Annotated in this window: 10 protein-coding genes; 4 read left to right on the forward strand and 6 right to left on the reverse strand. The window is 34.9% G+C overall.

The genetic code is table 11. The features are described from left to right. Nucleotides 1-66: 66 nt before the first annotated feature. From katG to APB85_RS13600, 4 genes are all read left to right on the forward strand, one after another. Nucleotides 67-2,322 (forward strand): catalase/peroxidase HPI, encoded by a 2,256-nt coding sequence (gene katG, locus APB85_RS13580; RefSeq protein ID WP_057481967.1) that lies wholly within the window; start codon nucleotides 67-69, stop codon nucleotides 2,320-2,322. Nucleotides 2,323-2,597: 275 nt separating this feature from the next. Continuing rightward, a complete protein-coding gene (locus tag APB85_RS13585; RefSeq protein WP_057481968.1) occupies nucleotides 2,598-3,095 on the forward strand; it encodes a hypothetical protein in 498 nt (165 codons plus the stop codon). A 1,010-nt stretch (nucleotides 3,096-4,105) separates the two neighbouring features. Then, the gene (locus APB85_RS13595; protein ID WP_057481970.1) at nucleotides 4,106-5,269 is read left to right on the forward strand and encodes a heparin lyase I family protein; all 1,164 of its coding nucleotides are present in this window, start codon (nucleotides 4,106-4,108) and stop codon (nucleotides 5,267-5,269) included. A gap of 335 nt (nucleotides 5,270-5,604) precedes the next feature. Then, the gene (locus APB85_RS13600) at nucleotides 5,605-6,459 is read left to right on the forward strand and encodes a polysaccharide lyase (RefSeq protein WP_057481971.1); all 855 of its coding nucleotides are present in this window, start codon (nucleotides 5,605-5,607) and stop codon (nucleotides 6,457-6,459) included. 51 nt (nucleotides 6,460-6,510) lie between these two features. Here APB85_RS13600 and APB85_RS13605 read toward each other — a convergent pair whose 3' ends face one another. From APB85_RS13605 to APB85_RS13630, 6 genes are all read right to left on the reverse strand, one after another. Beyond that, nucleotides 6,511-7,380: an aldo-keto reductase family protein gene (locus APB85_RS13605; protein ID WP_057481972.1), complete on the reverse strand. Its 870-nt coding sequence runs from the start codon at nucleotides 7,378-7,380 to the stop codon at nucleotides 6,511-6,513. Nucleotides 7,381-7,387: 7 nt separating this feature from the next. Next, entirely contained in the window at nucleotides 7,388-8,395 is a 1,008-nt protein-coding gene (locus APB85_RS13610) for a Gfo/Idh/MocA family protein (RefSeq protein ID WP_057481973.1), read from the reverse strand. 31 nt (nucleotides 8,396-8,426) lie between these two features. Continuing rightward, nucleotides 8,427-8,906, reverse strand: coding sequence for a PssE/Cps14G family polysaccharide biosynthesis glycosyltransferase (pssE, locus tag APB85_RS13615; RefSeq protein WP_057481974.1), 480 nt, complete (start codon nucleotides 8,904-8,906; stop codon nucleotides 8,427-8,429). A 17-nt stretch (nucleotides 8,907-8,923) separates the two neighbouring features. Further along, nucleotides 8,924-9,400, reverse strand: coding sequence for a PssD/Cps14F family polysaccharide biosynthesis glycosyltransferase (gene pssD, locus APB85_RS13620; RefSeq protein WP_057481975.1), 477 nt, complete (start codon nucleotides 9,398-9,400; stop codon nucleotides 8,924-8,926). A 69-nt stretch (nucleotides 9,401-9,469) separates the two neighbouring features. Beyond that, the gene (gene asnB, locus APB85_RS13625; RefSeq protein WP_057481976.1) at nucleotides 9,470-11,368 is read right to left on the reverse strand and encodes an asparagine synthase (glutamine-hydrolyzing); all 1,899 of its coding nucleotides are present in this window, start codon (nucleotides 11,366-11,368) and stop codon (nucleotides 9,470-9,472) included. Next, entirely contained in the window at nucleotides 11,328-12,488 is a 1,161-nt protein-coding gene (locus APB85_RS13630) for a glycosyltransferase (RefSeq protein WP_057481977.1), read from the reverse strand. Before APB85_RS13630 ends, asnB begins: the two co-directional genes overlap by 41 nt. Between the last annotated feature and the right edge of the window lie 54 nt (nucleotides 12,489-12,542).

Below are 12,542 nucleotides of genomic sequence, written 5' to 3' on the forward strand. Positions count from 1 at the left end.
AATTAAAAACCTATAAGAAAAAATTATAGTATTTTTAAATTGTTAAACTATTAAAACTCTTTAATTATGGAACACAATCAATCAAAGAATCCTGATAATCATAAAGTATGGGACGTAAACGAATCCAGTAGATGCCCATTTATGGGAGGAGCAGTTGAGAAAACTGCAGGTATGGGAACTACCAATAGAGACTGGTGGCCAAATTCTTTAAACCTGAAAATTTTGAAGCAGCATTCTAATTTATCTAATCCAATGGATGAGGATTTTAACTATGCTGAGGCTTTTAAAAGCCTTGATCTTGCTGCAGTAAAGAAAGACTTAAATGACCTTATGACTGATAGCCAGGAATGGTGGCCGGCAGATTATGGTCACTATGGTCCATTTTTTATACGAATGGCCTGGCATAGTGCAGGTACTTATCGTATTGGTGATGGTCGTGGCGGCGCAGGTTCTGGTTCGCAAAGATTTGCTCCTTTAAACTCCTGGCCAGATAATGCCAACCTGGATAAAGCACGTTTACTTCTTTGGCCAATTAAGGAAAAATACGGTAATAAAATATCCTGGGCAGATCTTATGATTCTTGCCGGAAACGTTTCTCTTGAATCCATGGGACTCAAAACTTTTGGTTTTGCCGGTGGGCGTGAAGATATTTGGGAACCTGAAGAAGATATCTATTGGGGTTCTGAAGGAGAATGGTTAGGAAATAAAGAACGATACCAAAAAGAAGATGACCTTGAAAATCCATTAGGAGCTTCGCATATGGGTCTTATTTATGTAAACCCAGAAGGACCCAATGGAGAACCTGATCCTATTGGTGCTGCCAAAGATATTCGGGAAACTTTTGGTCGTATGGCAATGAACGATTACGAAACAGTGGCACTAATTGCCGGTGGACATACCTTTGGAAAAACCCATGGCGCTGCCGATGCCAATGAATATGTTGGTGCAGAACCTGCGGGAGCAGGAATCGAAGAAATGGGACTCGGTTGGAAGAACAGTTTTGGAAGCGGAAATGCAGAGAATACAATTACCAGTGGTATTGAAGGTGCCTGGACACAAACACCTACAAAATGGAGCAATAATTTTTTTGAAAACCTATTTGGATTTGACTGGGAATGTCATAAAGGTCCCGGAGGTGCTTACCAATGGAGACCAAAAGATGGTGCCGGTGCAGGAACTGTACCAGATGCGCACGATCCTTCAAAAAAACACGCACCATTTATGCTAACTACAGACCTGGCTTTAAAAGAAGATCCTGAGTATTTAAAAATTTCAAAACATTTTCACGAAAACCCAGAGGAATTTGCAGATGCTTTTTCCAGGGCATGGTATAAACTAACGCATCGTGATATGGGGCCTATTTCCAGATATTTGGGGCCAGAAGTACCATCGGAAGAACTTATTTGGCAAGATCCTGTTCCTAAAGTAGACCACGAATTAGTAAATGAGAATGATGTTAAGGAACTAAAGAAAAAGATTCTCAATTCTGGATTAAGTGTTTCACAATTAGTTTCTACCGCCTGGGCTTCGGCCTCAACGTTTAGAGGTTCAGATAAACGTGGAGGCGCTAACGGTGCGCGTATTCGTTTAGAACCACAAAGGCACTGGGAAGTTAATAATCCTCCTCAACTTCAGGAAGTATTAACCAGGTTGGAAAATATTCAAAGAGAATTCAATGAAGCACAGGCAGGAAATAAAAAAGTTTCCCTTGCAGATCTTATTGTACTTGGAGGTTGCGTTGCAATTAAGAAAGCCGCTGCAGATGCTGGCCATGAAATTGGCGTGGCATTTATACCGGGACGTACAGATGCTACGGCAGAGCAAACAGATGCTGAAGCTTTTGAACCTCTTGAACCAAATGCAGATGGTTTCCGAAATTATGCGAGGAATAGAGACAATATATCGGCTTCAGCCGAAGAAATGCTGGTAGATAAGGCACAATTACTCACCTTAACTCCACCAGAAATGACAGTATTAGTTGGTGGAATGCGGGTTTTGGATACCAACTTTGACGGATCTAAACGTGGTGTCTTCACAGATAGACCAGGACAACTTACCAACGATTTCTTTAAGAATATCCTTGATATGAGAACTACCTGGAAAGCTACTTCGGATGCTCAAACCGAATTTGAAGGTAGAGATCGCTCCACTAATAAAGTAAAATGGACAGGAAGTAGAGTCGATCTTATTTTTGGATCGAACTCAGAGCTTAGAGCTTTAGCTGAAGTTTATGGAACCAGAAATTCAGAAGAAAAATTTGTAAAAGATTTTGTGAAAGCCTGGGAGAAAGTAATGAACCTCGATAGGTTTGATCTGAAATAATTTTAAATAAAAAATTAATAGTTTAAAAAGCAGCCCTATTTTCTGGCTGCTTTTTTTATAGATAAAAAACAAGACAACAAGCTGATTAAAAATGTTTTCAATTTGCCTTTTGCTCAACTATTCATTAGTAATTGTATGAATTACGAAACACTTTCTTCAAAATAAAAATCACGATGAACAGTTTTGAAAAAAAATTCGTAATTTCATTAATAATTAAAAATAAATTAATATTGTTATTTTTTTGTATATTCTTAGTTGAAAAGAGATAAAAAACAATGAAATTCGACCCCCAAATTGTAGAGAAATCTACTCCCTACTCTTCTTTACTTAATGATGATAATTTGCTTCTGCAAACTCAAAAGGAGGACTCACCCCTAGATTTAACGAAATCTGATAGTAGAAACAAAAGTAATTTTAGTAATCTAACTGCATTTTGGAAAAGATTGGTTTCTAAGCCCAAAAGTTTACCTCAATCCTCAAATTCAAGTATAAGTAGTATTCTAGAGGATGAGAAGAAGATATCCCCTAATCAAATTATAAAAACCGTTCTCTCCAGGAAATTAGAATTGCCCCTTGATTCGACAAAACTTTCTATCGCTCTGGAAAAATGTAATAAAATTTTCCATGAAGATTATCCCTTTGATTTTATCCTTGAGTATGAAGGGAGGCGATTAGGTATGATATTGCTCGACCGATGTTATAACGCCAAAAATGAAGAGAAACTTATTTATAGGTTTAATTCTAATTTAAAGAGTTTCGAAGGTTTGTTTTGATCTTTAACACCGGTATTTTTTATTTCTTCTTTAAAGGAACAAACTCCCTTTGCGGTAAAGTGTTTTTTCAAAACTAATGGGATACTTTTAAATTTTGTGTGGATATTATGCACGGTTAAGTCCAAAAATCTACACAATTATACTTAATTCTTCTCCCTAATTCACTAATAGGGCAATTAAAAATTATTCGCATTAAGCCTATATTTACTACGTCTCCATTTATATAAGATAAGGCTTAATCTTCTTGGCATAATATTGACTATAACTTACCACATCAATCCATAAGTATTCTCCTACAATTTTTATAAAAAATTGATTTTTAGGACTTAAGAATGCTCTTAGACGATTGAAATAATTGTTTTATCGATTTTAATAATTAGTTTCGCGGCAAAATTATTGGCCAGAAAAAATATAGTTGAATGCCTCTATCCCTACACTCATATGAAATTATTTTTTCCAGTACTTTTTGTATTAACGTCTCTGCCATGCCAAAGTCAGAAGATACTAATGCAAAGCTTCAAAAATAGAAATCTAACCTCCTCAATTAATTTGTCCGGAAGTTATAGCTCTAATCTAGAAGGAAGATTCTCCTATTCCAAGAGCCAGGTTTATTCATCTTACAGGGATATGTATCAGGCTATAAAAGGTTTTTTAAGCAAAACCAGATGGTCTCAGGTACTCAACTTTTCTAAAGCCCTTGCAGGACTAAGAAAAATTTCATCTATAAAAATTAATTGCTTTGGCAAAATGCCTACCGCGGCTTATGGAGCAGATTCAAAAAAATGCCGATTCGTTATCCATAATTACGACATCACACAGACTAAAATTTATACATCTTAAATCTAATATTATATTCTAATGAAAACATTTGATTACATATTACTTTTTACAAAATCTCCCCGTTCACCGAACAAAAACTTTACTCTTTTAGCAGGAAATTTTAATACAAACAATGCAGTTTTAACTGCCTATAATTAACAAAAGAAAGAATTAAATCTAAATTATAAATAATGAAAAAATTCCATTTTATATTACTTTTAGCAATATTCGCTTGTTCTCCAGATAACGATGAGGCTATTGTAGAGCAACAATCTACATCTTCTGACACTCCGGAATCTATGAATTTAGAATCTGGGCCAGCTTTAAATAGAGATTCAGGTAATTTAATTTACAAAGAAACCTTTGAAAATCCTGAACTTTATAATAACCCACAAGCAGGTGATTTTTACCTTGAACACGCTGAAAACCATAGCTTCAGCATCGAGGAAAATATTGTAAAAGAAGGCTCGCAAGCAGGTAGATTTGAAATTAAAAAAAGTGATTCTAAAATTTGGGGCGGCCATAGAACTGAAATGTCCCAGGCACAAAATACAGCACGTGCAGAAGGATGGTATGGTTTTTCACAATATTTCCCGGCATCCTATACCTCAGGCTCTACAGGCGAGGTAATTGGGCAATGGCATGACCAGGCAGATGACGGGGAACATGTAGATAGAAGTCCTTCAAATACATTACTTACCGGTGATGGTAGAATTAAATGGATGGCCAGATGGGATGCTGATAAGATTATGGACAGTGGTTACTCTGATGGCCTGGAATATATCGATCTGGGAGCTATTCCAAAAAACGAATGGATTGATTGGGTAGTGCATATCAAATACTCTCACACCAATACCGGAATATTAGAAGTATGGATGAATGGTGAAAAGGTTATCGACAGGCAAAATATGCCTAATTCTTATAATGATGATGCGTATCCATATTTTAAATTTGGTGTTTACAAATGGAACTGGGGAAGCGATTCTTCTCAAAAAGTAATTTATTATGATGAAGTTAGAATCGGTACGGAAAATAGTAGTTATGATGAGGTGAAACCTAGAGGTTCGGAAGAAGTAGCCCCACCAGAATCTAAGATTAACATGATGGTAAACAGCTATACTGTGAGTTGTGTTGGAGAAATGGAAGGCACCTGCCTGCTTGTTCAAGAAGGTGATATGATAGGTACAGATAACTGGGAAAATTTCTACTTTTCTAATAGTATTGAAGGTTTCTCTTATGAACCCGGTTTTGTATACGGACTCGAAGTGAAAAAAACAGAATTGGAAAACCCTCCTTTAGGTGGTTCTTCTATTAAATACGAGCTCGTAGAAATAGTATCTAAAGAAGCACAATAGCCACATAATTATTCAACTTATTATAATGGTTCGAAAAACCGGTACTATAAAAATTAGTACCGGTTTTTTTGGCCCTAAATACTTCTAATTGATTTACTCAAAAAACATTTATAATATTAAGATCGATAAAAATTTGGAGCTGAGATTTTTGATTTTTAACTGGAATTGAAAAACCTCTAGTTACCAAAGACTAACTTCTATGATGAAGCTGGGTTTATTATCGCAAACAGTATTTCCGGTGAGGTAGAATAAACTAGTGCTCGACATTTTAAAATATCATAGTTTATATTTTTAGGATCAAAAGAATTCATAGCAATTCTTATATTTATATTATAATGAAATATATCCTTTTCATATTACTTTTTTCATCTTCTGCTTTCTCTGGAAACTATAATCATGTTTTAGGAGAAATACAGTCCCTAACTATTCTTAATCATTTTCCTGAAAAACGAAATACCGATAATTTAATTTTAGTAGAAACTTTTGAAAATCCCAATCTAAAGGATGATCCACAAAGCGGTGATTTTTATTTAGAACATGCTGTAGATCATAGCTTCCAACTAGAAAAAAGTATAAAAAGAGAGGGAACAACAGCAGGCCGGTTCGAGATTAATAAGAGTGATCCTAAAATTTGGGGCGGCCATAGAACTGAAATGTCCCAGGCACAAAATACAGCACGTGCAGAAGGATGGTATGGTTTTTCACAATATTTCCCGGCCTCCTATACCTCAGGCTCTACAGGAGAGGTAATTGGGCAATGGCATGACCAGGCAGATAAAGGAGAACATGTAGATAGAAGTCCTTCAAATACATTACTTACTAGTGATGGTAGAATTAAATGGATGGTCAGATGGGATGCTGATAAAATTATGGACAGTGGTTACTCTGATGGCCTGGAATATATCGATCTGGGAGCTATTCCAAATAACGAATGGATTGATTGGGTAGTACATATCAAATACTCCCACACCAATACCGGGATACTCGAAGTATGGATGAATGGTGAAAAGGTGATTGATAGGCAAAATATGCCTAATTCTTATAATGATGATGCATATCCATATTTTAAATTTGGTATTTATAAATGGAATTGGGGAAGCGATTCTTCTCAAAAAGTAATTTATTATGATGAAGTTAGAATCGGGAATGAAAACAGCTGTTATGATGAGGTAAAACTCGGTGCATATTAAATTAAATCATCAGGTTTTAATCAAAATATCTGGAAGCTTTTTCATTAGAAATCAGGTGATTTTCTCTTTATCAAAGCTTCTAATATTATAAACTGTATTTTCAATATTAGCCTTTGATGAAGCTCCAAAAAGAATAGATTCTACATTCGGCAATTTGGAGACATATTCTAAAGCTTCTTTTGGAGGAATTGCTCCACCACCTAAAACTTGCATTGCAATAGCTCTCAATTTTCGTGTTTTCAGCGTTTTTTCGTACAAATCCTTTCCTCCAGACATTCTGAAATTCACCTTATTCATCGAAAAGCAAATAATAGGATTATTTATTCCGGCGCCTTCAAGTGTGTCTAATAGCTTAGGCATATTCATGGTTATGAATCCAGGTTCAGCATCATACTTTTTGATGATATAATCGTGAAAACCTTTCAATACCTCTACCATTCCCAGTCCCAGGAGTAAATCGGTAATCACATTCTGAAGAAAAATCACCGGTGTATTAATTCCTTTAAACATTTTCATTTCAGCATCTATAAGAAGCTCCATAATCTTTAGAAAGTCTTTAGATACAACTGCCATTCCTCCTTTAAACATGGTGCCAAAAAGGTTTCCGGGAACATATTGTTTAATTGTACCTTGTATTCCCAACTCGGTTACTGCATTTGCATATTTATGAGCATAAGGCATGCAGGGATAGATTTTGAAGTTTTTATATTTGTTGGGATTTGCTCTTATCACATCACATATTCTCGCTATCCTATCGTGAGTAGTACACATAAAGGTGTTAATACCGGCTTCAATAGCATAATCTAAAGTTCTTATAATAGCTTCATCACTTTTAAATTTAATAGACTGAGCCATAGATTTTGCGTCGGAGATATGATTAACCGCAAAAAACTGATTGTCTCCGTATAGTATTCTTTCCATCCTGTTTTTACTTTTGATTCTTTATTATTGAAATAGCTCTATCGGTAAGCCAGGCACTTTGAAAATTGTTTATGTTATTCGGAACATTTCCGATAACGGCATTTATAAAATAATCAACCTGTGCCGAGTACTCTTCCCCTCTTAAATAAAAATCTACCTGCGGAGTTAGATCTGTTACATATTTCACGTTCCAGCCTTTAGAATAACCTTCAGGACAATGATCATCTTTAAAGTATACTTTCAATTCATTGGCGTCTGAAATAATTTTACCCTTTTCTCCATTTATGGTGATTGATGTAGACATTTTCCTATAGGTCTCATCACTCCAATTTACAGAAAGCATCCCGGTAGTTTTATTAGAAAGCTCCAGGATAGAATATACAGCGTCATCTACTTTTTTAGAATAGATAGATTTTAGAATACTGCCTTTAGTAGCCGTAATTGGCGAAAGAATATCATTAATAAGATCTATTACGTGAGATGCATAATCCATTAAACATCCACCACCTTCAGAAGGATTAGAACGCCAGGTTCCTTCTTTCTTCTTTGTGATCACAGGACCGTAAGCCTCTCCCATAAAATGATTAACTTCTCCTATAGCACCTGTTTTCACCAACTTTTTCACTTCTCTAAAAGTGCCTACAAATTTGTTATGATATCCTACCTGATTCACTAAATTCCTCTCCGATGCTATCGAAGTCAGTTCGACACCCTGTTCCTCTGTAAGACAGAATGGTTTTTCAACAAAAACATGGATATTCTGTGCTAAAAGTTCCTTTACAAAATCAAAATGAAATTTAGTAGGAGTCGCCACAAATACCGCGTCTGGTTTTTCCTTTTCTATCATTTTAAGATAATCAGTATAACATTTGAACTTACTATATTTTTCTAGTGCACTAAGAACAATTTTAGACGTATCACATACACCAACTACCTCTACATCTGGATGGGCTCCTAAAATTGATAAATGAGATATTCCCATTTTTCCAGCACCTATTAAGCCGACTTTTACCATAAGTTTTAAAATATTTGAAATTAAAAATGTTCTATAAGGAATTGATATATCCTTCTAAATGATCGATTATATTTTGTTTAGTAGAAACATAAGGTGATGGCTTAAAGTCATCGATTTTGCTTAATACCTCTTCTAAAGCTATATCCTCGGTCCAGGGCAGTATATAATTTAGCTTGGTAAACTCATGAAGAATTTCTTCCTGATGATCATCCACCACTTCTCCATATTTAGCTAGTCTGGGAATAGCTATTATTTTTTTATTCAGTTTCATCCCTTTAATAAGAGAGCCAGTACCAGCCTGGGTAATTACTACACGTGCTTGCTTATACAGTTCAGTTAGCTCATCTGGAGAAATAAAAGATCGCATTTTCATATATTCCGAATCGAATTGAGTATGCCCACTTTGAACAATCACTTCCTCAGTTATCAGGCCTTTCTTGCAAAGTTTTTCAATTTCAATAAGAGGTCTTTTAAATGCCGTTGGAAAGGTTCCTAGCAATACTATAATCATGATTAATGTATTAATAGTTAATAAATACCGCCCAGATAGATAGCTTTCTTATAAAACTTTTGTACACCAGGCCACTGTACAATAAACCTATCAGCGAACGGATAAATTATATCTGCAGAAAAGGCCCTTGAATTTATCCTGGCATAGCTAAGAATCCAGATAATCTTTGCTCCTGATATTTTACCTAACAGGCACATAGGAATTGCAGTATGGCTGCCGGTAGTTATAATGGCTTTGGGAAAATGCTGAATTAAAATTTTTAGGGATAGAAAAGCATTCACTACCAGGCTATAGATAAAAGATAAATTTCTTTTTTGCCCTTTGGATCTACCTTTCAGATATTTAATATTATACTTTTCTTTTAATGGAAGCGTAGCTGGAGATTCTTCTGTAACAATAAGATAATCATAGGTTAAAAACATGTCTTTTAACTCTAAAATTTGGGCAAGATGGCCTCCATCAGAACAAATAAGGATGATTTTCTTCTTTTTCATTAGGCTTCAGTATTTCTATAAACGCTTTTAATAAATATTCTTCTGAAAAAAAATTTCAGATTTGAAACATTATCTGGAGATATAATTTGCATTCTCTAATACTACATCACTAAAATTTTCGGAATAAAAATTTTGATACCAATATTCTAAAGACAATAAAATGAATAAATGCTTTTCATAATCTCGCTTTTTATTCTTGTGAAGGTCTATCATATTTTTAATAAAAGCGAGATTAAAATATTCCCGGCTTAAGGAGTTAGGTTTTTCAATCAGTTCTATCAGCGTATTGCCCAGTTCTTGTTTAAACCATATTCCTATTGGTGTTTCAAAAGCTTTTTTCTTTCTATTAATGATATTACCTGGTAAAAATTTTGCTGCCGCTTTGCGTTGAACGTATTTTGTAATTTTGCCATTCAATTTATATTTTACAGGAAGACTCTCTATAAAAGCAACAAGATCCATATCTAAGAATGGCACCCTATTTTCAATGGAATGAGCCATAGTTATTTTATCGTTAAAAAGCAGTAAACTATCAGGCAATAAACTTCGCGTATCCAGGTATAAGAGACGATTTAAAGAATTTGCTTTAGGATCTGAATTTGCCAAGATTTTATCGAATAGTTCTCTTTGTTCTGAAAAAGCAATGGTGGCTATTTCTGGTTTAAAAAGTTTTTGTTTTAATTCGGGAGTGAATAGTGAAAAAATAGCAACAAACCGATCTACCTCATTTTTGAATCTGGAGGAATAGATGCCTCTTTCCAAAGCTATATTAGCGGGAAAAAGTTTTTGTATTGCATTTAAAGGTAACATATTAAGTATTTTACCATAATCACCAATAATTTTTTCGCCACGGTATCTTTTATAACCCGCCATTGGCTCATCTGCCCCCTGACCACTCATCACCACCTTTACATGTTCATGAGCTAATTTTGAAACATGGTATAAAGGTGGAATTGTAGCTGCCGCAATGGGTTCTTCTGTATGATAGTAAGACATTGAAAAAGTTTCCAGAAACTGCTCAATGTTCATGAAGATATCATAATGGTCAGATTTAATGAATTTTGCCGTCTCTCGAGCATCATCGAGTTCATTAAAATTACCTTTTCCCTGAAAACCTACGGTAAAGGTTTTTAACTGCTTATCTGTATGTTTAGCTAACATATGGGCCACCATTGCAGAATCTAGTCCGCCACTTAAAAGCACTCCTATGGGTACGTCACTTAAAGCCTGCCTCTTAATGGCCTGTTCAAATAAAAAACTATATTGGTCTACGGCTTCAGCTTCACTTATATTATGATTTATTTTTTGTTTTCTGGGCCAAAAATCTATTTGGGTACTATTTAAGTTATTATCCAGTACCAAATAACTGGCAGCTTCCAGTTTTTTAATGCCTTTAAAAATGGTCTTTGGTGCAGGATTATAACGAAACGCCAAAAAAGTATTTAGAGCATCAAGGTCAATAGCTTTCTCATACGCAGGGTTTTCCTTTATTATTTTAAGTTCTGAAGCAAACAGCAAGGTTTTTCCTTTTTGATAGTAGTACAATGGTTTCACTCCAAACATATCCCTGGCCAAATACATTTTCTCCTCCTTTTTATCAAGTAGTGCCAACGCAAAAATTCCATTGAAATCACGAACACTGTCGATTCCGAATTTCATTAAATAATAAAGAATAGTTTCTGTATCTGAGGTTCCCTTGAAATCTACAGATGTCAATTTTTTACGGAGTTCGAGATGATTATAGATCTCCCCATTGAAAATCAATGTATATTGACCACAACTTGATTTCATGGGTTGATTCCCGGTAGGACTCAAGTCTAGAATAGATAACCTGGTATGTCCTAAATAAACGGAATTGCCCCCCATATTTTCAACAACAAAATATTGAAAATCAGGTCCTCTATGCTTTATAAGGTTTAAGGATTCTTTAGTTAGTTCGGCATTTATGGCCCCTGCTATTCCACACATAGTCGTTATTTTTAAAAATTAATGATTTATAAATTTCTTCCAAATCCATGGCCTTTTTGTGTAGGTCTAAAAATTCTTGAGCATAGATTTTAGCCTGTTCTCCAACTTGTTTTCTAAGATTATAATCATAAAGCTTGATAAGGAGCTGGGACATTTCACGGTCATCTTTTTCTTCAATTAAGAAACCTGTTTTTTTATCGTTAATAACAAATGGTATCCCTCCGTGGCGGGTAGATATTACCGGTAATCCACTTGCCATCGCTTCTACAATAGCACCTGGAATACCTTCCTTGTCGTTTTGTTTTGTTAATACACTTGGATGAACAAATACATTTGCATGCTGTATTAATGACTTCAAAATCTCGTTATGCTTTAAGTAGCCGTGAAATGTAAGGTTTTCCGTTAGTCCAAGATCGTAAGCCATTTGGGTAAGGGGTTTCAAAAGTTTTCCACCACCAACTATATCATAATGAAATTTAAGAGTAGGTGCTTCATTTTTAATTCGGGATAATGCGCGTAATACAGTTTCATGGCCTTTTACTTCTAGAAGACTTGCTATGGTTAAAATTTTCATTTCTCCAGAAAGCATTTCATAATTTCTGACCGAATCAAATTTTTGGGTATCAATGCCATGATAATGAACCTTAATCTTACTTTCTGGGAATCCTATGTTTATTAAGTCATTTTTCATTTCCTCTGTCATTGCTAAAAATAAATCGTATTCTTCAATAATAGGTTTATAGAAATGTTTATAGAAGTATTTGAATTTGACTGGTATTACAGATACATCGTAACCGTAGCAGGAACAAATTTTAGGGATTTTCAAATTCTTTGTGACTTCCCGAAATACACAGGCATCTGTAATAAAATGCGCATGAACTACGTCTGGTCTTATATAATCCAACTGCTTTTTAAAATAAGCAACCTGATTATTCCTTAAAATTTTATCTGATAAAAAGGGAATACTACCAGGATGGTAGACTTCGGCTATGGTAGGCAATGAATTCAAAAAATCTACCGTAAAGACCGAATGCTTATAATTAGGCAGGGCATTTATCTGATTCACAATAAAAGTTTCAGTGTTGCCGGGAAATTTGCGTTCTAGATGTAATACGTTCAAAGCTTTTCCTTTTTATGTTAATTCGTTGTTCTGATTAGAAATTATAAATTTCAG

Source organism: Salegentibacter mishustinae, assembly GCF_002900095.1.
In the GTDB taxonomy this organism is placed as follows: Bacteria; Bacteroidota; Bacteroidia; order Flavobacteriales; family Flavobacteriaceae; genus Salegentibacter; species Salegentibacter mishustinae.

What these genes read in the sequence shown, in the direction of transcription:
- katG (WP_057481967.1), top strand. Translation starts at nt 67, where the DNA reads ATGGAACACAATCAATCAAAGAATCCTGATAATCATAAAGTATGGGAC.
- APB85_RS13585 (WP_057481968.1), top strand. Translation starts at nt 2,598, where the DNA reads ATGAAATTCGACCCCCAAATTGTAGAGAAATCTACTCCCTACTCTTCT.
- APB85_RS13595 (WP_057481970.1), top strand. Translation starts at nt 4,106, where the DNA reads ATGAAAAAATTCCATTTTATATTACTTTTAGCAATATTCGCTTGTTCT.
- APB85_RS13600 (WP_057481971.1), top strand. Translation starts at nt 5,605, where the DNA reads ATGAAATATATCCTTTTCATATTACTTTTTTCATCTTCTGCTTTCTCT.
- APB85_RS13605 (WP_057481972.1), bottom strand. Translation starts at nt 7,380, where the DNA reads ATGGAAAGAATACTATACGGAGACAATCAGTTTTTTGCGGTTAATCAT.
- APB85_RS13610 (WP_057481973.1), bottom strand. Translation starts at nt 8,395, where the DNA reads ATGGTAAAAGTCGGCTTAATAGGTGCTGGAAAAATGGGAATATCTCAT.
- pssE (WP_057481974.1), bottom strand. Translation starts at nt 8,906, where the DNA reads ATGATTATAGTATTGCTAGGAACCTTTCCAACGGCATTTAAAAGACCT.
- pssD (WP_057481975.1), bottom strand. Translation starts at nt 9,400, where the DNA reads ATGAAAAAGAAGAAAATCATCCTTATTTGTTCTGATGGAGGCCATCTT.
- asnB (WP_057481976.1), bottom strand. Translation starts at nt 11,368, where the DNA reads ATGTGTGGAATAGCAGGGGCCATAAATGCCGAACTAACTAAAGAATCC.